The sequence below is a fragment of the Paenibacillus polygoni genome (assembly GCF_030263935.1).
Lineage (GTDB): Bacteria > Bacillota > Bacilli > Paenibacillales > Paenibacillaceae > Paenibacillus > Paenibacillus polygoni.
Genome location: NZ_CP127162.1, coordinates 3,566,326 through 3,588,918 on the forward strand (window position 1 = coordinate 3,566,326; position 22,593 = coordinate 3,588,918).

At 43.8% G+C, this 22,593-nt stretch carries 20 protein-coding genes; 4 read left to right on the forward strand and 16 right to left on the reverse strand.

Going from position 1 to position 22,593, the window contains the following annotated elements:
• Positions 1–125: 125 nt before the first annotated feature.
• From QPK24_RS17115 to QPK24_RS17140, 6 genes are all read right to left on the reverse strand, one after another.
• Positions 126–1,100 carry a hypothetical protein gene (locus QPK24_RS17115; protein WP_285743210.1) on the reverse strand — a complete coding sequence of 325 codons (975 nt, stop codon included), beginning with the start codon at positions 1,098–1,100 and terminating at the stop codon, positions 126–128.
• The gene (locus tag QPK24_RS17120; protein WP_407083030.1) at positions 1,093–2,433 is read right to left on the reverse strand and encodes a nucleotide sugar dehydrogenase; all 1,341 of its coding nucleotides are present in this window, start codon (positions 2,431–2,433) and stop codon (positions 1,093–1,095) included. The genes QPK24_RS17115 and QPK24_RS17120 overlap by 8 nt, the downstream gene beginning before the upstream one ends.
• Positions 2,434–2,616: 183 nt before the next feature.
• The gene (locus QPK24_RS17125) at positions 2,617–3,423 is read right to left on the reverse strand and encodes a response regulator (protein WP_285743214.1); all 807 of its coding nucleotides are present in this window, start codon (positions 3,421–3,423) and stop codon (positions 2,617–2,619) included.
• Positions 3,424–3,465: 42 nt separating this feature from the next.
• Positions 3,466–4,860 (reverse strand): glycosyltransferase family 2 protein, encoded by a 1,395-nt coding sequence (locus tag QPK24_RS17130; RefSeq protein WP_285749394.1) that lies wholly within the window; start codon positions 4,858–4,860, stop codon positions 3,466–3,468.
• A 22-nt stretch (positions 4,861–4,882) separates the two neighbouring features.
• Positions 4,883–6,082, reverse strand: coding sequence for a HEAT repeat domain-containing protein (locus tag QPK24_RS17135; protein WP_285743216.1), 1,200 nt, complete (start codon positions 6,080–6,082; stop codon positions 4,883–4,885).
• A 16-nt stretch (positions 6,083–6,098) separates the two neighbouring features.
• On the reverse strand, positions 6,099–8,321 hold the full coding sequence (locus QPK24_RS17140; protein WP_285743218.1) for a hypothetical protein: 2,223 nt from the start codon (positions 8,319–8,321) through the stop codon (positions 6,099–6,101).
• A gap of 803 nt (positions 8,322–9,124) precedes the next feature.
• Here QPK24_RS17140 and QPK24_RS17145 point away from each other — a divergent pair.
• The 3 genes from QPK24_RS17145 (at position 9,125) to QPK24_RS17155 (ending at position 11,448) form a co-directional block, all read left to right on the forward strand.
• Positions 9,125–10,366, forward strand: a complete 1,242-nt coding sequence (locus QPK24_RS17145) for a DNA polymerase IV (protein WP_285743220.1) — start codon at positions 9,125–9,127, stop codon at positions 10,364–10,366.
• Positions 10,363–10,698, forward strand: a complete 336-nt coding sequence (locus QPK24_RS17150; RefSeq protein WP_213529834.1) for a YolD-like family protein — start codon at positions 10,363–10,365, stop codon at positions 10,696–10,698. The genes QPK24_RS17145 and QPK24_RS17150 overlap by 4 nt, the downstream gene beginning before the upstream one ends.
• A gap of 75 nt (positions 10,699–10,773) precedes the next feature.
• Positions 10,774–11,448 carry an SOS response-associated peptidase gene (locus tag QPK24_RS17155; RefSeq protein WP_285743223.1) on the forward strand — a complete coding sequence of 225 codons (675 nt, stop codon included), beginning with the start codon at positions 10,774–10,776 and terminating at the stop codon, positions 11,446–11,448.
• 175 nt (positions 11,449–11,623) lie between these two features.
• On the opposite strand, the gene QPK24_RS17160 is transcribed toward QPK24_RS17155, so the two are convergent.
• The 4 genes from QPK24_RS17160 to QPK24_RS17175 form a co-directional block, all read right to left on the reverse strand.
• Positions 11,624–11,911: a stage VI sporulation protein F gene (locus tag QPK24_RS17160; RefSeq protein WP_285743225.1), complete on the reverse strand. Its 288-nt coding sequence runs from the start codon at positions 11,909–11,911 to the stop codon at positions 11,624–11,626.
• A gap of 89 nt (positions 11,912–12,000) precedes the next feature.
• The gene (gene recG / locus QPK24_RS17165; RefSeq protein ID WP_285743227.1) at positions 12,001–14,046 is read right to left on the reverse strand and encodes an ATP-dependent DNA helicase RecG; all 2,046 of its coding nucleotides are present in this window, start codon (positions 14,044–14,046) and stop codon (positions 12,001–12,003) included.
• A 15-nt stretch (positions 14,047–14,061) separates the two neighbouring features.
• Positions 14,062–14,922: a DegV family protein gene (locus tag QPK24_RS17170; protein WP_285743229.1), complete on the reverse strand. Its 861-nt coding sequence runs from the start codon at positions 14,920–14,922 to the stop codon at positions 14,062–14,064.
• A gap of 24 nt (positions 14,923–14,946) precedes the next feature.
• The gene (locus QPK24_RS17175) at positions 14,947–16,728 is read right to left on the reverse strand and encodes a DAK2 domain-containing protein (protein WP_285743230.1); all 1,782 of its coding nucleotides are present in this window, start codon (positions 16,726–16,728) and stop codon (positions 14,947–14,949) included.
• Positions 16,729–17,058: 330 nt separating this feature from the next.
• On the opposite strand from QPK24_RS17175, the gene rpmB reads away from it, so the two are divergent.
• Positions 17,059–17,247 (forward strand): 50S ribosomal protein L28, encoded by a 189-nt coding sequence (gene rpmB / locus QPK24_RS17180; RefSeq protein WP_047910965.1) that lies wholly within the window; start codon positions 17,059–17,061, stop codon positions 17,245–17,247.
• Between the two features lie 136 nt (positions 17,248–17,383).
• Here rpmB and spoVM read toward each other — a convergent pair whose 3' ends face one another.
• The 6 genes from spoVM to QPK24_RS17210 form a co-directional block, all read right to left on the reverse strand.
• Entirely contained in the window at positions 17,384–17,461 is a 78-nt protein-coding gene (spoVM, locus tag QPK24_RS17185; protein WP_091159225.1) for a stage V sporulation protein SpoVM, read from the reverse strand.
• A 167-nt stretch (positions 17,462–17,628) separates the two neighbouring features.
• On the reverse strand, positions 17,629–17,889 hold the full coding sequence (locus QPK24_RS17190) for a hypothetical protein (protein ID WP_160033586.1): 261 nt from the start codon (positions 17,887–17,889) through the stop codon (positions 17,629–17,631).
• A 1-nt stretch (position 17,890) separates the two neighbouring features.
• Positions 17,891–18,553, reverse strand: coding sequence for a ribulose-phosphate 3-epimerase (gene rpe / locus QPK24_RS17195; protein WP_160033588.1), 663 nt, complete (start codon positions 18,551–18,553; stop codon positions 17,891–17,893).
• A gap of 2 nt (positions 18,554–18,555) precedes the next feature.
• Complete coding sequence (rsgA, locus tag QPK24_RS17200) at positions 18,556–19,467, reverse strand: ribosome small subunit-dependent GTPase A (protein WP_285743240.1); 912 nt, start codon at positions 19,465–19,467, stop codon at positions 18,556–18,558.
• 99 nt (positions 19,468–19,566) lie between these two features.
• A complete protein-coding gene (gene pknB, locus QPK24_RS17205) occupies positions 19,567–21,807 on the reverse strand; it encodes a Stk1 family PASTA domain-containing Ser/Thr kinase (RefSeq protein ID WP_285743242.1) in 2,241 nt (746 codons plus the stop codon).
• Entirely contained in the window at positions 21,804–22,580 is a 777-nt protein-coding gene (locus tag QPK24_RS17210) for a Stp1/IreP family PP2C-type Ser/Thr phosphatase (RefSeq protein ID WP_285743244.1), read from the reverse strand. The genes pknB and QPK24_RS17210 overlap by 4 nt, the downstream gene beginning before the upstream one ends.
• Positions 22,581–22,593: the final 13 nt, after the last annotated feature.

A 22,593-nucleotide genomic window follows, 5' to 3' on the forward strand; every position in this document is an offset into this window, starting at 1 on the left:
ATCTTATTTATAATGATTTAAGACAGCCTGTCAACAAAAAAAGAGAACAGTCTGCTTATCTAAAGTAAGCATACTCTTCTCTTTTTTCTACTATCTTTTATTTCCGCAACAAGATTTAGGTTTTCCTATTTATTTTCTTTACGAACAAGAGATACATCATCCTTCATTTTCTTATACCACACTTCATAATGATGTACCGCAAGTCCTGCAAAGGACTGATGTTTTGTGCCAAGTTCAGCCGCTGTTTCCATCTCTGATTCCATATTCGGAACTGCTTTCCGGTAAAAAGTTAGATGTTCGCCTTCCTCGGTATGACCAAGCTCGGCACCGATCCATACCTTCTTGTCCAGCTCATCTGCTTCCGCAAGTTCTTCCTTGGAGAGATCGTACATTTGCTGACCGCTGTCTCGATAAGCCATGATGGCAATCGCATCAAATTGATCAATCATCCAACGACTAAGTGTCCCCTTACCATCTGGACTTTCTCGTTTATCAAGCCAAAAAGGAACTGCTGCGCTCATATAGAGATTTCCTTCAGAACCTGCCTGAATCCACTCCTCTATATTTGCGCTCCATTCTGTAATGACTGATTGCTCCTCTTGTTCCCAGCGCCGTAATTGATACGGCTCGACATCAAACTGTACACCTGCAAACTGCTCCTCTGGTGCTGCTTCCTGGTTAAATTTCTTTACCCATTCCACCCAGGCGGTGCCTTCTTCTCGTTTTTCTGTATAAGCCCAGTCTGCATGACCATTGAGTGCGTGGACTGAAATGTCGTGAGCTTGTGCTTCCGCATTGAAATGTCGATATGCTTCAGGGGACACACTTTCTTTCGTTTGCAGAAAAACAGTATTCACCTTTTGTTCTGCTAAGAAATTCACAATTTCATCTGTACGCTCTTCAATGATCGAAGCATCCCATAGCCATGTCGCTTTATTTTCATTCACTTCAGGTGATTTCAGCATGAAATACAGGATAAGTAAAAGGAAAAAGATCATGATACAGCAGCTTCCTTTTACCCATGCCGGCCATGAATTCCATGCGTATCCTCCTTTATTCGGCGGCTTCTGCGCAGTGTTCATCGTATCGTTTTTAAGCAAATACCGCTTCTTCCTGTGACGCTGCCGGATGCTGTACAGAATGGCCTATTTTATAAATGTGCGGTAATGGATATTCTTTGAATGCATTACGAGTGTCAAGTACAGGTACGCCCAGCGATGCGATTTCATCATACTCTAGGTTCTTATGGTTCGTAATTAATACGATGCAGTCATATTCTTTGAATTTAACTGGGTTATACTCCACACTATGAACTGTTTCTCCATGTTTATCGCGGAAAGTATCTGCATACGGATCAAAGTATTCTACATTCGCACCTGCTTCTTTAAAGAGCTCGTAAACTTCAAGAGCTGGAGATTCACGAAGGTCTGCAATGTTTGGTTTGTACGCCATACCGAGCAGCAAAATGTTCGATTTACGAATGGATTTCGCATATTCATTTAGAATGGTTGCTGTTTTGTTCATAACGTAATACGGCATATTCTCATTAGTGGATTGAGCAAGTTCAATAAATTGGCTGTAGAATCTAAAACCTTTCGCTTTCCAGGATAAGTACATTGGATCAAGCGGAATGCAGTGTCCACCGATACCTGGGCCCGGATAGAATGGCATAAAGCCAAATGGTTTTGTAGCAGCTGCGTCAATGACTTCCCAAATGTCGATTCCCATGCGGTCACACATCATTGCCATTTCATTTACAAACGCAATATTGATACTGCGGAATGTATTTTCAAGCAGCTTGGACATTTCTGCAATTTTTGGATTGGATACAGGAACTACGGTTTCTACATACTGGCTGTACAGTGCTGCTCCGAGTTTTAAGCACTCTTCGGTAGTACCGCCAATTACTTTTGGTGTATTAAAAGTTGTAAATCTGCCGTTTGACGGATCGACGCGTTCTGGTGAGAAGCAGAGGAAATAATCTTCTCCTACTTTTTTACCAATTGCTTCAAGTTTATGCTCAATCAATTCTTCCGTTGTACCAGGATAAGTTGTGCTCTCAAGCGTGATGAGCATACCTTCCTTCATATGAAGTTTGATTTGGTCTACCACGGTTTCAATGTATGATGTATCGGGATCTTGGTTTTCACTGAGCGGTGTTGGCACACAGATACTTAGTGCATCAATCACACGCAGCATGCTGTAGTCTGTTGTTGGCTGAAAACGACCGCTTTGCATTACTGTTTTCAGTTCTTCCGAAGAAATATCATGAATGTAGGACTCGCCTTGATAAATACTCTCCACTTTGGATGGGTCTAGATCAATACCGATTACCGTAAATCCTTGCTTTACCATTTCTACTGCGAGCGGCAGGCCAACATATCCTAGTCCTACTACACCCAACACGGCTTTCTTGTTTTCAATTGCGTTCATTAAATTATGGAATTGCTCTTTCACAGTACTTCACCCTCCAAATGGAATTTTAGGTAAGCAGGTTGCATCATTTGGTTGCGATGATACACAGCTCACATACTTTTTATGTGTTAAATCAGGACTACCTTATCAGTTTGAAATCTACTATTTTACAAGCTACGATTACTGTAAGTTCTATGATTTCTATTGAAAACAGCGGCGAATACGGGCATCGAGTTCCACAGGTGAAAAAGGTTTGGTTACATAATCTTCTACACCTTTTTCAAAACACTGGGTGATGGTCTGCTCTACTCGCTGGTCTGTCAAAACAATTACTTTTGGCTGCTGTTTTAGATCCAGGTTTTGAATCTGATGGATAAAAGGAACTCCACTCATCCCGTACAAATTAAGTTCGGTCAGAATAAGATCCGGTTCCACTTTTACAGCCATATCGAGGGCACTAAGTCCATCCACTGCTTCATAAATGTCATACCCTTGCAAAGCAAGGCGGATTTGAAGAAATTCTCTTGTTGATTTTTCTTGATCTACAATGAGAATCTTACCTGGCCGTACCGCTGTTTCATTTGGTGTATATAATTTGATATCTGCATCCGTACTGAGTCTTGCAGATTCAGCCATACTTTTCAGCATGTGTTTGCTTGCTTTCCCCATCTCAGGAAAACTTGCAATCGTCAGACGCGGATCTACACCTGGTAGCACTTGCATCAGACTCTGTTTGATTAACAGGGCCTGATAATGTGTACGATTAAGTGACATAAAAGGAAGGAAGACCGCAATCGTATTTGACTGCGTATCTTTCCAGACCTGATATTCCGTTTCGCAGGTCCTTGTGAGAATATCCTGCAACTCCGCATCCGGCTGCTGGTCCCTATCCATGCAGTGAACAAACACAACGCCGCTGTTTTCGTTAGCCATTCCTTTTAGCTGCTCATCCAGAATGTCATATACACTGTCCTTCACCTGGCGCTCAAGAGTTACTGTATTTGCCATAAGACTCATCTCCACCTTTCAACATTTAACTTTTATCCTTACTCAAGCAGCCTCTTCGGCTTTTGGTTCTTCCCAGCTTTGTCTTGTCATTGTGCCCCAAGAGTTGTTATTTTGCATAAACTGAATATGCCCTTGTACTCTCCAAAGAACGCCAAGCTGATGATAACCAACAAACTTTAGAGCAGAAAAAGCTAACATTTTTACAAGATCAGATGGTTTTGGATAACGGCGGAATGCAATCTCTTCGAGTATCAAGGCTCCTACACTCAGCAGATAGCCGCTTAAGAAATTAAGAAGACCGAAAATGAGAAGTACAGGCCATGCCGTCATATCCAGCATAACGTAAGCCATTAAAGCTAGAAGTCCAGTAATCCGGAAATAAGGATTCAGTGCCTCGAAAAAGATGTTATACGGCATCGTGAGCATCCCCATTGTTTTATACTTGGGTCTGAACATCATATTTCCGTTCTCCAGCATATTTTTCAGGTTTCCCCGACCCCAGCGTTTACGTTGATTCGAAATAATCTGGTACGTATCTGGAGCTTGCGTCCAGCAGACTGCCTCTGGACAGAATGCAATACGATACTTTTTCTTGTTGTCCAGCATATAGCGATGAAGCTTGATAATGATGTTCATGTCTTCTCCGGGATATCCATCACGATATCCACCTACTGCAATAACAGCCTCTTTCTTAAATACTCCAAAAGCACCGGAAACGATAATCAGCCCATTTATTGAACTCCACCCAATCCGTCCGCCAAGGAACGCTTTTAAATATTCAATAGATTGAAACATCGGCCACATTTTACGCGGAAGTGACACATCTTTTACAGCACCATTTTCAATCTTGCATCCATTTGCAATACGAACATCTCCGCCGATCGCAACGGTCTCTTCTGGATTCTCCAGATACATACGAGCCATACGAATCAGCGCATCCTTTTCAAGTAATGAATCTGCATCAATCGATGAGATCAGAGGATAATGCGAGAAATTAATTCCAGCATTCAGCGAATCCGCTTTTCCGCCATTATTTTTGTCAATGAGATAGAGAAAAGGATAATCCGGGTTATGATATACGCCGCGAATCTGCTCACATCTGATCGTTCCGCGGAAAGTCGGATTTTGAACGGGTTTAAGTCCAAATTCTTTAATGAGTACAGGTATCGTCTTATCTGTAGAACCATCATTGACGACAATGACCTCATATTTCGGGTAGTTAAGTGTCATCAGACATTTTACGTTTTCTATAATCGTCAATTCTTCGTTATACGCAGGTACCAAAAGCGAGATTGGAGGCACGACATCCGACCCCGCTAAGCTTTTAAAACTGGAATACTCTGCTCGGCGGCGAATTGTAAAGATATCTCTGTACGAAAAACATAAAATTCCAAAATATAAGACAGTAACAAAAATAACGTAATAAATGATAACCATTCCATAACCAAGCAATATATCTCTAAGCAGTGAAATCCCCTCCAATAACCTCTGACATACGGCGAGTTTGTTTTTCTTTCGGTGAAGTTCCGAAATAATGTTGATAGATTAGTCTTTTCTTGTTTAATGTCATCATTTTTTCAACTTCTTCTTGGCCGTCAGCCGTAGCCATCGCACGCTCTGTATAGGCAAGAGCTGCTTCTCTAGCCGTACCGCTTGCCGTAGCCGCTGTTTCACAAAGCACTTCAAAACCGCGCACACCAAGTCCCGCAAGACTTTCTGCACTTTGATTACGCACAAGCAGTTCTGCATCACTCAGTCCTTTTTGTAACAGCTGGATGCTGTCTTCCGTGTGGATGGAACCAAGAGCATTTGCCATTGCTGTTCTAACCTCAGGATTTGAATCTCGCATTAACTCTTTCATCGTTTGATCCTTGAGTACGGGACCTCTGCTTAAATAAAGTTTAATCGCATCTGTACGGATGGTTTCATCCTTCGAACGGAACAACCGGATCACAGCCGGCATCACTTCGGGAGAAGCATAAGCATAGGAAGCAACAAGCCCTACTTTTACATCATTATAGTGATCTGATTCAAGCAGTTCTTGCAGCAGATTACTCGGTGTAAGACTCGTTTCCATCAGAATGTCAGCAGCGAGTTCATAAACTGGTTTTCCTTTATCAAGGAGATATCTGAGCATCTCTTTCAGTTCAGCAGGCCGTTCTGCACATTTCGCTGCCGCTCTGGCGTATATGACAGCATGTGCTACCTTTTTCTCTTCTTTTAGGACTTGCAGCAAAGCTGTTGTCGCTTCGGAAGCTCGTATTCCACCGAGCCTGTAAGCAGCTTCTATGGTTTTGCTGGTCGAGATGCTGTCAAGCTGTTTCATTTGCTTCGCAATATAACCCGTTTCCCTAGCTATGTCGCGTAGTTTTGCAGCATGCTCTCCTTTAATCTGATCATGGATGGCGATTAACCGATCCATAATGACTTCCTCTTCTATTTTTGTCAGTTTTCCTGGTGGAAGCTGAATTTTCTCATTCCCCGTGAGGTTTGCCTGAACATAAACGAAGTAATCCTTGTGTTTCCTTGTATACTCTTCTTTCTTGCGTTCTTTTGAATTGTGGGTCGTTTTCATCGTTATGAGCAAACCAATCCCCACGACAATGAGTCCTGCGCACAAATAAAGGAAAGTGTACGCCAGGGCCAAATTAGAAAACATGGATAAGTATCCTCCTTTATTTTTGCTCTGTTTGTAATTCTGAGTATGTTTCTTTCATGAGATCATAGCTCTTTTTAAAACGTTCACTATAATTCACAGTTTCCCATGGGTCCCATGTATAAGCCTGAATGTCTTGTATATCAAATGTATCCTCTGTGCCTCCAGGCCAAGATACGTTGCCGTTGCTCAGATCCGTCAGCCAAGGGATCAGCCGAATTCCTTCCGTTGTTACCGTCTGAAATTCCTTGTTTTCTGTTAACGGACTGTAATCAATGACCTGCAGTGAACTTGGATCTCCAAAACCAAGCAGCATCCACGGAATGCGAACCTCTATTTCTTTTCCTTCATACTGCCAAAGAGTTAGTGAATCGTAATCAGCAGCATCGGGGTTGGTCGTACCCCGGTTTAATAGGCCTACAACTTCATCCATATAAGGATGGGCATATTTGGTATCAGGCGGATTCATCAACAGACTGATGGCCAGCTTCCAAGGAACGAACGACGGTGTATCCTTTGTTTGCTCCTCCAGCATCCAGTAACCTTCCGGTCCGTATAATCGCTGATTAAAGTCATAGCTTTTTGCGATCGCTACTTCCGATTCCTTGTCGCTACCTATTGTAATCAGCGTTTCCAGATCTCCGCCTTTCAGTGTTTTACCTGGAAGAGATTCAAGCGGCTGATTGCCGCCAGGAAGTGTATCTGTACCGATATTTAGCTTCGTTTTAGATGGATCGAAAGGTTCATCAAGTGTGATCCCCATATATAAGTAAGCTTCATCATGAGTTAATTGGATACTCTCGATACCTTCTGTTTTTCCCTGCCAAAGCTGAATTTGCTCAGCTGGAAGCTTGGACCAATCACCCAGTTTCCCATCGATAAACAGCTGGTTTTGTTTGCCTGCTTCCATGGCGAGAATGCCGAACATCTTCTCATTTGTGAGTACGTTCAGCCAGTAAGCTTTACGATCTGCAGGAATTTCGAGTGGCATCGTATTCCACGTCTTTTTAAACCACTCATCCTGCCACATGAAGAGAACAGCTCCCGCATATCCTTCGTCAAAAATGTCCTTGGTTAGCGACTGGTTAATCTCGCCTTGCTCCTGCTCATTATGACCGCCTTGATCTTTACCTCCAGGACCATAATGTGAAATGCCGAGAGAAGACGGAACTCCGTATTCTGTAATCATTATAGGTAGATCGGGAAACTCGGATTTAAGCTTACGTAAGTACGCTTTGTACGTGTTGTATTCCCCTTGTTCATCTTTTATCGTCTGCAGCGTTTTGTCTGTACGGAAGAAGTCTGGATAATAAGGATAGACGTGATAGGCTGCAAAATAACCGCCTTGCCAATTCACAGGTTCAATATGTCTCGCATCTACGCTTACCAAATCTTCTTCAAATAAAGGCTCGCCTGGATGTTCAAGCACATCGGTTGTAACCCAGTTGGTAAACGTTAATGGGTGTTCCCATCCGTATTTCTGTTCTTCCTTAGCTACTTCATCCAGCAGCTCAGCAAGCCAGTTCTCGAAGGGGCTCGCCTCTTTTGTACCTGAAAAGTGTTCTCCCTCATAACGAGGATGATCCGAGTACTTGTTATTCGTATCCTCTACCATCTCCGGGTCCCACTCGGTACCCAAATGCCATGCTAGCAGATACTGGCCCACATTTGCTCTGTACTTACCGCTCGATTCTCCATTCACATGCGGGATATCCGCATCTCCATACACTGCCGATACTGCCTTTTTTATTTCTGCTTTAAATTTTTCTTCAATTCCTTCGGCAAAAGCGTCCTTTTGCTCAATCAATTGTTCTTCTGGTGACCAGATTCCTTGCATGAAGTACAGCGGGTGTTCCTTGCCTTTGTTATACTCAGCGAGCGCTGAATAAAACACGGGCTGATGAACGGTATAGATGCGGATTACATTAGCACCCAGATCTTCAATCTGTTGAAACCATCTAAGATAATCTTCTTTTACTAGCGGAAATTCACCTGGGTAATGACCCGGTTTCGTTGAACCCAGGTTAACCCCCTTCACAAACAGTTCTTGCCACTGTCCTTCCTGGCTGTATTGTAAGAACTGATTGCCTTCTGTTTTGAATTTCAGCTTCGTTCCGTCTTCTGCTGTAAAAGTATTTTGTGCTGGTTTCAAGTAGGAGTATGCCGCCCATCCTCCACCGCCAAAAATAAGAATGCCAATTAAGATGCCTACAGCAAATCGTTTTCTTTGTCGTCTGCTCATGGTTTCCTGGTTCGCTCCACTTCTAAAATCATTCTTAGTCATCGTAAGGCAAAAACGAGTTTTGCAATGCCTCCCTTTAATTTACAGATTGCCTGCAATGCAGAATCGGATTCTGTCGTTTGGCGAATGTCTGTAACTTCTCTATTAACTATATCGCCAAGCTTTCCCTTTTGTAACTAGGCTAATGGAAGCAAAGATGGATTGGATAATATTGCCCAGTTTCAAAACCTGATCCTGGGTTTAGGGGCCGATCATCCTAAAAATCCATCTTTCTTTTTACGGCTCTGTCTACAGCAAAGCAACAACTGAACTTTTCCCTAAGTTATCAAGGAAAATCCTTACTCATCAGTAGTTACAGCCCTGTTTTCCTTCCCTTCCGCCTATATAATGTAACGCATGTAATCATCCAAAGTTGCTATTTGTTTACAATTTTGACCCTAGTTATTACAAAATTGATACTATAGTCCGATATCAAAAACGCGAAAATCCTTGATATATCAGCATTCTTCAAAAATCAAACTTTACAAAAAAATCGGATGGTCCTGTATCCAGGACATATTTATTTAATTTCCCTTAACATTCTGCTTATCTTCTCCTGATTTCTGACTCCCTGGTCTCAAATCACTCGCTTTTTATGTTAAAAACCGAGTCCTTTTTCCTAATTTCTAAGCCTTTCCGAGTATTTCAGAAAATCTCATTTCTTTTCAAAAAAATTCCGGTTGCTGGATGTATATTTCTCCGTTATTCTTATAAAATAAGAACATGTGTTCTAATACAGAACGAATGAAGAGGAGTATGGTCTTATGGAGCGGAAAAAACGTGTGATTATGCTGGCGGACTGTCAGTCTTTTTATGCCAGTGTGGAGAAGTCAGCCCATCCGGAGTATACGAGTCGCCCCCTTGTCGTTGCAGGTGATCCGGCTCGCAGGTCCGGCATTATTCTTGCAGCCTGTCCACTGGCCAAGACCTACGGAATTACCACAGCCGAGCGCTTGTCAGATGCCATTGCCAAATGCCCTGATGTCGTTGTAGTAAAACCTCGTATGGCAGAATATATCCGGGTTTCTCTCCATATTACAAGCATTTTCCAATCCTATACGGATCTTGTCGAGCCCTACAGCATTGATGAACAATTTCTTGATGTAACAGGGAGTCTAAGGCTATTCGGTTCACCAGAAGCAATCGCCCGCCAGATCCAGCAGCAAGTTTGGCTCGAAACCGGAGTACGGGTGCGAATTGGAATTAGTGATACCAAAGTTGTGAGCAAAATGGCCTGTGATTTGTTTGCGAAGAAAAATAAGACCGGAATCTATATTCTTCCGAAGGAAGAGATAGCCGATAAACTCTGGTCTATGCCCATTCGAGATATGTTTATGGTCGGCTCGAGAATGGCTCATCATTTTTATAAGATGGGTATTCATACGATTGGGGATTTAGCTCGCACTCCTCTCCCTCGCCTGCGTGACCGCTGGGGTGTCAATGGGGAAGTCTTATGGCGTATTGCGAACGGAATAGATGATTCGCCGGTAAGACCCGGCACTTTTATGCAGCAGCAAAAAGGAATTGGTCACCAAATGACCCTTCCGAGAGACTACACTACATGGTCAGAGATTCGTGTTGTGCTACTAGAACTGGCTGAACTTGTTGCAAGAAGGGCTAGGGAGAAAGGACTTATGGGCCAGGTTGTATCTGTAGGCTGCCGCGGAACCGACTTTGACAAACCCACTGGTTTTTCCAGACAAATGAAAATAAAGGAACCGACGCAAATTACCGCAGAAGTCTATAACGCAGCCTGTGAGTTATTCCAGCGCTACTGGGATGGTCAGCCCGTAAGAAGAGTGGGTGTGTCTCTTACAGAACTGGTCCCTGATACGGAATATCAATTAACCTGGTTTGATAACCGGGAGCAACAACGGGAACTTGATAAAGTAACTGACGCGATCAAACGCAAGTTTGGAGACACTGCTATTATTCGTGCTTCCTCTCTTGAGCATGCAGGTCAAATACATGATCGTTCCCGCAAAATTGGAGGTCACTATCGATGAGTAAAAAATTACAACAAAACGGATTATTTGAATCCTCCCGCATGATGCTTCCCGAACATCGCGAAGCTTATGTACAACATCAGCAAAAATTAGCTCCAAGGTCCCGGCCGATCCTTGATCCTCAAGCGTTCGAAGAAATGTCACGTCTGCTTGCCGAGTCGCTGATGTTAAAAGAGCCTGTGACAATCGTCCTGTTCGATGAGTGGGAAGATGTCCATCTTACCGGAACCGTTGTCAAATTTGATCAGGCAGGAAGATCGATTCGTATACAGGACCCGGCCGGATTCCATGATGTTCGAATGAGACATATTATTGATGTTCATGCTAACTAACCTGCTGAATGATAACGGGAGATTTGGTAAGGAGTCATGCGTTATACTGATACAAAAAAGGAAGGTGGGCTAACTTTGTGCGGAAGATTCACCCTAGGTGTTACGATGGAAGAATTGATGCTTCGTTATATGCTTGATGATATTCCAGAGTATATTGATTACCGCCCCCGCTATAATATCGCCCCAACTCAGCAGGTTATTGCGGTTATCCATGATGGTACTAAACGAAGAGCGGGTACACTCCGCTGGGGACTGATCCCTCACTGGGCAAAAGATATCCGCATCGGCAGTAAATTAATCAATGCCCGAAGCGAGACTCTTCTCGAGAAACCCGCCTTTCGCGAATCCTTTCTCCGTAAACGCTGCCTTATACCAGCCGATGGTTTCTATGAATGGCAAAAGCAGGAGAATGGCAAAAAAGTACCCTTTCGAATCACCATGGAAGACAAGGGTATTTTTAGTTTTGCTGGATTATACGATGTATGGATAAGCCCGGAAGGGCAAAAAGTCAGCAGCTGTACCATTGTTACCACTAAGCCGAATTCTCTTATGTCTCCCATTCATGATCGTATGCCTGTTGTCATCCCTTCAAGGCAGGAAGATCAGTGGCTGAATCGATCCATTCAGCGCCCAGAGGAAATATCCTCCCTACTTAGCCCCTATCCTGCGAATCAGATGCTGGCTTATCCGGTATCTGCTGCTGTAGGCAAGGTAGCGAATGACAGTATCGAGCTGATCTCACCGGTATAGCGGAAGTATCCTGGAGTAACTTTAAGTTTTAGATCGTTTCCAATACAAAAAGAAAGGGTGCTGGATATAACATCAGCACCCTCTTTTTTCAGTTTACCCGCACAAAACGCAGGGCCATCCTTCTAGATCGGTCTAGATCGGCAAGAATCTAAACAAAGACCAGCCTGCACCCCATTCAGCGAAACATGCCCCATAGTTTAATGAGATGCAAAGTATTGTTTGGATCTATCTTTTGGTCAACCACAAATTTGACAAAACGTTCCTCATCTGCCGGCGTAAATTTCTCATTCAATATAGCAGCAGACGATTTGATCAGTCGCCTTACTTTGGCACTATTCTGAAGATCCGATTTTGTAACTCCATCAACCAGCAATTTAACACGTTCCTTCGCTGCTGGATTTTTCATCTTTATCTTGATTCGCTCCACCAGCTGCGGACTAATGCCATATTTTTGATAGCTCAAAGAACGTTACACCTCCCGCATATTGTAGTCCCTCATTACTATATGCGAGTGATGCCCGTCCACTTGACCTCTATTTTATAAAACATGATTTAATCCATGATATCGCCTTGGAAAATTTGCTCCTTCTGCAAGAAACCTCGTAACGCCTCGTAGCTAGGCGAAGTCCAGAATGACTCACTTGATACGAGTGACGCAGCATCATCACGAGCCACCTCAAGCACTTCAAAGTCGCTGACCATATCCGCGATCTTAAAGTCAGGCATACCGCTCTGCTTCGTTCCAAAGAAATCTCCAGGTCCTCGCAAATCCAGATCCCGCCGCGATACCTCGAATCCATCTTCCGTTTCTGTCATTACCTTCATTCGCTCTTGCCCTATCTCTGACTTCGGATCAGCAATAAGTATGCAGTATGATGCATGGGAGCCTCTCCCTACACGCCCGCGCAGCTGATGAAGCTGTGAGAGTCCGAATCGCTCTGCATCCATAATAATCATCAGCGTGGCATTCGGTACATCGACCCCCACCTCAACTACCGTAGTGGATACAAGCATCTGGGTCTTATTCTCATAGAAAAGCCGCATCGACTCTTCTTTCTCTGACGGCGTCATCCGCCCGTGCAGAAGACCTACCTGGTACTGAGGAAGGGCTTGCTGCATTGCTACATGCAGGTCAATCGCATTCTGAACATCAAGCTTCTCCGATTCCTCAATAAGAGGACAGATCAGGTACGCTTGACGACCTTGATTTAGTTCTCGAGTAATAAAACCAATGACCCGGTCCATCATATCGTGCTTCACCCAGTAAGTAGAGATGGGAATTCTCCCTTTAGGACGTTCAGAGATAGTGGATACATCAATATCACCAAATGCCGTGATGGCAAGTGTTCTTGGGATTGGGGTAGCGGTCATCGTGAGAACATCTGGATTGTACCCTTTGCGGCGCAGCACACTGCGCTGATTGACCCCAAACCTATGCTGTTCATCCGTAACAACAAGGCCAATATCTCGGAAGAACACATCATCTTGAATAAGAGCATGCGTACCTACAACCACGTCGATAAGTCCCATTTGCAGTCCTGCTAAAATCTCTTTTCGTTTACGACCTGGTGTGCTTCCTGTGAGCAGAGCTACCTGGATATCAAAAGGGGTAAACAGCTTTTCAAGTGAACGCATATGCTGTTCTGCCAGTATTTCGGTCGGCACCATTAATGCCCCCTGAAATCCAGACCGTACCGCAGCGAACAAAGCGATGGCAGCAATGACCGTTTTACCGGAGCCCACATCTCCTTGAAGCAGCCTGTTCATGCAGTACGGAGAGCGCATATCATGCAAAATTTCCAGTTCAACTCGTTTCTGAGCATCCGTAAGCTCAAAAGGTAAACTGCGAACAAATTCTCGAACGGTGCTATTGGAAACGGTATGTACGACTCCATCGCTTTTCCCTCGATTGATAGCACGAAATGCTTGCATCTTCAGTTGAAATAAAAAAAGTTCCTCGTATACCATACGTCTACGTGCTTCTTGACCAGCCTCTGGATCACCAGGCTGATGAATCAGTGCGATCGCCCGTTTACGAGGCATGAGGTTATATTTACTAAGCAGTTCAGCAGGAAGCAGTTCAGGCACAAGGTCGCCATATTGCTGAAGTGCTTGGTTAATGGTTTTCCGCAGCCAATTCTGTGTTATCTTCCCGCCTATAGAATAGACAGGCTGAACAGACCCGGTGCGTACGGCTCCTTTGTCTGGAAATTCGGACTCCGAGACGGTAAGCTGCATTCGTTTCTGGTCCCATTTTCCCGTCAGCGTGATTTCTCGATTCGGCGTTAACTGATCTTTCAGAAAATGGCGATTAAACCATGTCGCTGAGAACATAAAATCTTCTGCCATCATCCGGCAAGTGAGTCTCGACTTGCGACCATATCGTTGCAGTACAGGTACACCCATGATTTTCGCCTGAACCGTTACTCGATCCCCATCTTTTACCTCTGTTAAAGAACGCAGACGGTAATCCTCATACCGGAAAGGATAATATTCAAGCAAATCTTTCACTGTATAAATGCCAAAGGCGTGAAGCTCTTCTTCTTTAAGAGCACTCACGCCGCTAACTTGCTTCACCGATGTTTCTTCTAACAACATAAAGCATCCCTCATTTTATGCCGGCCATACAAAAATAGCAATCGTTCCAAAACCTACGTGGCTGCCAATAACAGCACCAATGTTCGGATAAACCACTTCACCGAGTTCAAACCGAGTTTCAATCAGTGAGATAAAAGTTTCAGCCGAGGCAGGATTGGCTGTATGACCGACAGCAATATTAATTCGTTGACCCGCAAAGTCTTGTTCAAACATTTGAATGATGCGTTCCATTGCTTTTTTCTGGCCTCTAATCTTCTCGACAGCGTAGATAATTCCCTCATTGTCTATCGATAGAACAGGCTTAATATTAAGCAAGGTTCCAAGCACAGCTGAAGCTTTACCGATTCGTCCGCCTTTTTGCAAATATTCTAAGGTATCCACTAAGAAGTACAGTTTACGCTGCTCATGAAGCTTTAGTACAGCGGCTTCGATCTCCTCTGCATTCTTTCCCGCCTGTGCCAGCTGTGCAGCATGTAAAGCGAGCAGTCCATACCCATAGCTGGCAGATTTAGAATCAATAACCGTAATCTCTGCCGTCTGCTCATCTTCGAGCATCGATTTACCAAGCAGTGCAGATTGATATGTTCCGCTCATACCTGAAGATAAGTGAATCGAAACAATCTGGCTGCCTGGATGATCATTCAGAATTTGGCTGTACACATTCATAAACTCGACTGGTGAAGGCTGAGAAGTGGTAGGCAATACCTTAGCTTTCCCAAGTTTCTCATAAAACGTAGCAGGACTGAGTTCAATCCCATCGAGATATGTTTCCTGATCAAATACGACTCGAAGCGGAACCACATGAATCTGATACTTCGCAACAAGTTCATCAGGAATATCCGCAGTACTATCCGTAACAATGAAAACTTGGCTCATGAAAAAGGACCCCCTTATTTATGATCAAGCTTCAACCGAGAAGAGATAGGCATAGATTGGCTGACCGCCTTCGTGTACTTCAATCTCTGCATTTGGATATTCAGCAGCAAGCCATGATGCTAGACGCTCTGTATCTGCCTCATCGGCTTCTTCACCTGACAGTATTGTAATTACTTCATCACCGCTCTCAATCATCTTGCTCAGCAGCTGCTCACAAGTAGGAACGAGACCTTCCTCCGTAGCCACAATTTTGGAATCATAAATACCAATAAAGTGTCCTGCTTTAATCTCAAGATCATCGAATACCGTGTCTCTTACCGCATAGGTGACTTGACCAGAGCGAACATGAGCAATGGCTTCGAGCATATTTTCTTCATTGGACTCTGCACTTTCATCTTCCTGGAAAGCAAAAGCAGCAGAAATTCCTTGTGGAATTGTCTTACTTGGAATGACGGTAACAAGACGCTCTCCTTCTAACAAATCTCTTGCCTGTTTAGCAGCAAGAACAATGTTAGAGTTATTCGGCAGAATAAATACATGTTCTGCGTCGATGGAATGAATGGCTTTCACAAAATCTTCTGTACTCGGATTCATGGTTTGTCCACCCGACAGAACAATATCTACTCCAAGACTTTTGAATACCTCTTCGATCCCTTGACCAGAAGAAACAGCAATAAAGCCAAATGGAGCAAGTTCATCTGCCGGCGGTATGGACAGTTCTGGAGTACGCTCTTGTTCTTGCGGAATCTCTGCAAAGAGTTCTGGCTCTGCGGCAGCATCCATACCTGCTGTCAGCAAGTCACGATGCTGTTCACGCATGTTCAGGATATGAATTTGTGTTATTTCTCCGTATTGAAGCGCTAAGTTAAGTACATCACCTGGTGTTTTGGAGTGAACATGTACTTTAATGATCTCATCATCTGAAATAATAATGATGGAATCTCCATTTACTGACAACGCTTTCCTAAAATATTCCTCATCAAATGGCGTTCCCTGTGCATCACCTAACTGACGGTTAATGAAAAATTCCATATCATAAAGGAACTCAATATCCTCAGTCTCCAGTCTAGCTTGCGCTGTGTCAGGAAGTTCACGATGAACCGGTGGTGTAGTTGGCACTGCTTTTGCAACAGAAGCCGGCGGAGTTATTTCCTTAGCAGGTTGAACTTTAGAATCTGTATCGGCAGTTCCGCCTAATAAGTGCTCCATAAATCCTTCATAAATATATACAAGTCCTTTACCGCCGGAATCAACAACGCCTACCTGTTTAAGTACAGGAAGCATTTCCGGTGTTAAGGCAAGAGTTTCATTTGCTTTCTTTAGTACTTCGCTCATAAGTTCAGTAATGTCAGTGGTTCGACGAGCATAATAAGTCGCATGCTTTGCCGCTTCCTTGGCAACTGTGAGGATTGTACCTTCAACTGGTTTTACTACAGCCTTATATGCGGTATCCACACCGCTCTGGAGGGCAGCAGCAAATTGAATTGTATTCAGCTCCTCATATGGGGCAGCGTAACGACTAAAGCCTCGGAATAACTGCGACAAAATCACACCCGAGTTCCCCCGCGCACCCATCAGCAGGCCTTTCGATAAAATCCCTGCACAGCTTCCAATGGAACTAGAGCTGTTTCTTTTAAGTTCGGCCACACCGGCGCTCATTGTCAAATTCATATTTGTACCCGTATCTCCATCTGGAACAGGAAATACATTGAGGGAATTGACATGTTCAGCATGCTTATGCAATTGATCCGCTCCGGCTAAAACCATCGCGTAGAAATCTGTTCCATTTAAAGAACGTTTACTCAAGTGAGAATTCCCCTTCCTAGCTTGATGCGGGAGCTTGTTCAAAAAGGCTCGTGCCTTCGAGAAAAACTCTAACATCCGTTGTTCCGCTGAGTAGTGACTCAAGCGACAGCGGTCTTTCCGCAGTATTATGGACTATACCCCATTGTACTATAATCATGAGGAGAAATAAATAAAGTTTTTGTTTATGTTGACTAAGCTTTTTCTTATATGATATTATATTTAAGTATTGTTTTATGCAGGTGTATTGGATTAAGTATGGCCAAAATTGGTCTGAAGTACAACCATTGACCTTGCGGATAACGGTTACTTTCAGAATAGGAGGTGTAATCTATGTCTCGCAAATGTTATGTGACAGGTAAAAAACCGGGTAGCGGTAACCATGTTTCTCACGCTAACAACCGTAACCGCCGTTCCTGGGGCGTAAACGTTCAAAAAGTTCGCATTCTGGTGGACGGTAAGCCAAAACGCGTTTATGTTAGCACCCGTGCTCTGAAAGCCGGTAAAGTAACTCGCGTATAATCTTAGCTACGTCTATAGAATACAAAGACAAAAAGCACCTCGCCTTCTGACTAGGTGCTTTTTTCATGTCTGGATTTCGGCGACCCTTCCTATGCCAGCTCTTCTCAGCGTAAAATGAACACACTTCAAGCCGATTTTATTTCTGGAACGTGTTAAGGATCGCTTTTACAAAACCTCCCAAAAACTTCGGAAGCTTAAACGTGTAGAATTTCATACTTAACCCTCCCCATCATCCTCATGTGTCACCTTTTATCGTGCAAGAAGCCCTTCCTATTCGCCTTAGAACCAAAACCAGGATTATACGAAAAAAGGCTACATGAGAATCGCGCTCATGTAACCATATTTATGCAGAACACTGTCTTGCTATGCCACTAGCTTTGCTTAAACCTGCGGCGGATTCATTTTTATAAAGGTATATGCCGACCATAATAAGATAAATAATAAGTAATATACTGCGGTAAAAATAACAAAAGTAATGCGAATCCCTTTTCGCTCAAACTTACGGAAAAACCAAATCACAAGAATAACACCAAGAAGCGATACGACTGCATTAATAGGAGAAGGGAGTAATGCAAAGGAACCTAATAAGGTTCCCGTAACAAGACTAATAAGCGAAGTCCACATTGCTTCTTTAAAGGTCATTTTATCCTCCGAGGCTTTGACGTATCTCAGTAATTGCTTCTGCACGATCTTCTCTTCCAAATACAGCACTGCCAGCAACGAGTACGTCGGCTCCTGCCTCCACTACAAGCGGAGCTGTCTCTTTCGTAATTCCTCCATCTACTTCGATATGAACGTCAGCACGTCCTCTCTCACGTAACGAGCTGCGAATTTCGCGGATTTTACGTAATGTGCCTGGAATAAATGCTTGTCCTCCAAAACCAGGATTCACGGTCATAACCAGCACCATATCTACATCATCCAGAACTTCCCCTACATGAGCTGCAGGAGTGCCAGGATTGAGCGCTACGCCTGCCATGATCCCATGTTCCTTAATCATATGAATCACCCGGTGCAGATGAACACAAGCCTCTGCATGCACCGTAATCATACCCGCTCCTGCTTTTACAAAATCAGCAATATAAAGCTCTGGATTTTCAATCATTAAATGTACATCCAGCAGGAGACTTGTATGTGGTTTAATCGCTTTTACAATCGGGGGTCCAAGCGTAATATTAGGAACAAAATGTCCGTCCATAACATCAACATGGATCCAGTCTGCACCAGAAGCTTCTGCTTCCGCTACTTCAGCGCCAAGGCGTGCGAAATCTGAGGATAGGATAGATGGTGCGATTTTAATTGTCATAGTTAGTACCTCCGCTTCTTGTCCTTCATTTCTTCTAAAAACTGAACGTAATGTTGATATCTGCTTTCTGCAATCAGGCCGTCTATTTTGGCACGAATCACTTCACAGCCTGGTTCATGCGTGTGCGTACACCCTCGGAATTTACAACCGCCTGAGTACTCGCGGAACTCACGGAAACAATCTCCAAGCTCTTCCACACCGATCTCAAGGAAATCGAGTTGACTAAAGCCCGGGGTATCCGCAACGAAACCTCCGTTATCGAGCGGGATCAGCTCCACATGACGTGTGGTATGTTTCCCCCGGCCAAGTTTCATACTGATCTCGTTTGTTTCAAGAGCTAGTCCAGGCATCATTGCATTTAATAACGATGATTTTCCTACACCCGATTGTCCTGAAAAAACACTGATTTCACCCGCAAGATGTTCCTTCAGTTCGTTAAAACCAAGTCCTTCCTTAGAACTTGTACGAATGACCTCGTAGCCGATTTTCTTATAGAGTTCAATAATTTCTTTATATTTTTGTTCGCTTTTCTCATCCACCAAGTCACTCTTGGTTAGACATATGATAGCGGTAAGACCCGCCTGCTCAATGTGTACCAAAAATTTATCAAGCAGCTGAACATTCATTTCTGGTTCTTTTAATGAAAATACAAGTACGGCAAGACGCGCATTTGCCATTGGCGGCCGAATCAGTTCTGTCTCTCTTTGCAAAACTTCAGTAACGGTTCCTTCTCCATTCTCGGTAAGAACGTATTTTACTCGGTCGCCTACCAGCGGGGAGATGCCTCTATTTTTGAAGACCCCTCGCCCTCGGCATTGAACGGAGGATTCCGAATCGATCGGAGCTCCATCCTCTCCAAGTGGCTTAACATAATAATATCCGCTTAATGCTTTAATAATAACTCCATCGAGCATGAATCCACCGTCCTTTATACTTTTCCTATTGCTGCGGAATATAAGAACAGGCGCCTATTCGGCGCCTGAAATGAAGAGTGTATACTCATATTTCATCTATCACTCATCGCCATCCTCATTATCGGATGGATCTTCATCTCCCTGACCGTCACCTTGATCATCGTTCTTATTGTTACCGTTCTCTCCATTATTACCCTTATTGTCATTCTTCTCACTATTGTTCTTATTACCATTACCATTACTGTTGCCATTACCGTTGCCGTTGCCGTTACCATTACCTTTATCGGCATTTTTTTCTGGTTCTTTTGCAGGAGTACCCGGTCCTTCGTCTCCTCCTCCGCCTTCTTCCGGCACAGCATTCGATTTGATCTCAGGAATTTCTACATTGCCGTTCTTAGCGTCAAAGTATCCCACCTTGTAGGTTTCCACAAGCTCTCCATCCCGATAAACCGTTACATAACCATCCCGATTAGGTGCAAGCACGAGCGGAACGGAGAAGGTCTGTGCTTTATTAATCGTTTGGGTACCCCACTCCTGATTTTCCCCTCGAGCATCTGTATACACGACTCGAACTTTACTGTTCTTCCCTTCCTCACTAGGTGCAATAAGGAAAGCGAACGTATATTCAATCGTTTCCGGCGAATACCCGGTACTTACATAGATTGTAATTTCTGTACCTGGTGCAATGGAGGAGCCCGCGTCTACTGGCCACTGCTGTGTAACTTTTCCTTTTTCCACTTGAAAACTGGACTCTTCCTTGATTTCAGCAAGTTTTAAATTGTTATCTTCAATCAGTTTAACTGCTTCAGAACGTGATTTATTAATTAGATCAGGCATTAATATGAGTTCTGGGCCTTTGCTGACGGTAAGGATTATTTCAGCAGTATCTGGATCAAATTCGGCCCCTGGCGCAATCGACTGACTAATGACTGTCCCTACAACCGCATCACTGAAACTTTCTTCTTTTTTGATCTGATTATCATTTTTTATATTAAGAGCCAGCAGCTTTTGAACAGCGTCTTCGTAGTTTTCACCCGTTACATCCACCATTTGTTCTTGGGGCTTCTCAGCACCTATAGTTAGGTCAATTAAGGAACCTTTTTTAACAAGACTGCCTTCTGGTTTACTCTGTTTAAATACAATTCCAGGTTCGACTCCCACTTTGTATTCTGCAATGACTTCATCGACTTCGAGTCCACTGTCCGTAAGAAGCTTTCTCGCCGCATCTTCGTCTAAAGAAATGACATTCGGAACAGGTACATTCGGAACAACTAGCACTTTCTCTACATAAAAGACGACTCCAGCGAGAGCGATAAGGACAATGAGAGTTAAAGTTACCCAAAAAGTTGCCCGTTTCTTAGCTCTCTTATTTGGCTTTGCATTGTGATCAGCAGGTTCCGGATCAATCCTAGATGTATCTGTGTTTACAGCAGCATACTGTTCTGGTTTAATAGCTGGAATGACTCGCGTTTGATCAATATCAAACTCATCGTCAAACATCGCCTTCGGTTCCTGAAGCCGATCAGGAAACAAACAAGTCTCAAGATCGGTCTGCATCTCAAGAGCCGATTGATATCGCTCATTGGGATCTTTACGCATCGATTTGAGTATAATATTCTCAACACTTTGCGGAATCAGCGGATTCAGAAGTCTCGGTTCCTCAAAATCTTCTTGAAGATGTTTAAGGGCCACACTGATCGGACTTTCCCCTAAGAAAGGAAGCTGTCCTGTGAGCATTTGGTATAGAACAATACCAAGAGAGTATAGATCGGATTTTTCACCCGTCACTACCCCTTTAGCATGTTCAGGTGAAAAATAATGCACCGAACCTACGACAGAACCGGTTTGCGTTATTGTCGTAGACGTTACTGCCCGAGCAATTCCAAAGTCTGTCACTTTTACCCGGCCGTTTCTGCCTATCAAAATATTATGCGGCTTAATATCCCGATGAATAATCTGATTATGATGTGCATGATCCAGTGCATCCGCAATTTGGCAAGCGATTCTTACCGCTTCCTCTACTTGCAGCGGCGCACGTTCTTTAATAATCTCGTTTAAGTTCTGTCCTTCAATATATTCCATAACAATGTAATGAATTTCGTCTTCTTGCCCCACATCATAAATACTGACCACATTCGGGTGGGATAAAGAAGCAGCGGACTGGGCTTCTCTACGAAAACGTCTAATAAATTCTTCATCATGTACAAACTGTTGGCGAAGAACTTTGATTGCAACATTACGGTTCAGCAGAATATCTTGAGCCTTATAAACCAAGGCCATGCCGCCCCCGCCAATGCGTTCTATCACTTCATAACGACCGCCAAGCTGATGTCCGATCATACGTTACCCCCCTGTTCCTCGCCGCTAGCTACCGCTTCGGGCATTTCAAAAAGGGCAACCGTTATATTATCATCCCCGCCAGCAAGCAGTGCCAGCTGAAGCAGTCTTTCCGCCCGTTCAGACAGTAGAAGATCCGCTTGTCCGACAATCGTAAGAATCTGTTCACTGCTGACCATATTACTTAAGCCATCACTGCAAAGCATCAGCACATCTCCTGGTTTCATTTGGACAGAATAAAGATCTACATCTACTTCCTCATCTGTACCAAGTGCTCTCGTGACGACATTTTTAAGTGGATGCACTTGAACTTCTTCTTCACTGATCTGACCGTTTTTAAACAGCTCATTTACAAGAGTATGATCCTCCGTGAGCTGTACTACTTTATGATCCGATATCAGATAAGCTCTGCTGTCTCCAATATGACCTATAACCCCAGCCGAATCGCTCATCAGAACAGCAACAACAGTGGTCCCCATATTATGAAACTTTTCATTTTCTGCAGCCTGACGAAAAATCACCTCGTTCGCATGCAGAATTGCATCACTTAGCGCAGCTGACAGTGTCGATAAAGGCAGTTCAGTCTCAAGCCCGGACAGATCCTGTGATACCGTTTCTACAGCGAGGCGACTCGCTGTATCCCCGGCCAAATGACCTCCCATGCCGTCCGCAACAATACCAAGAATATAACCTTGATCTAATTGGCGAACCCAGGCTGAATCTTCATTCACGGAACGAACCCGCCCTACGTGGCTGACATGTACTGTATTCATCACCTTCATCACTCAC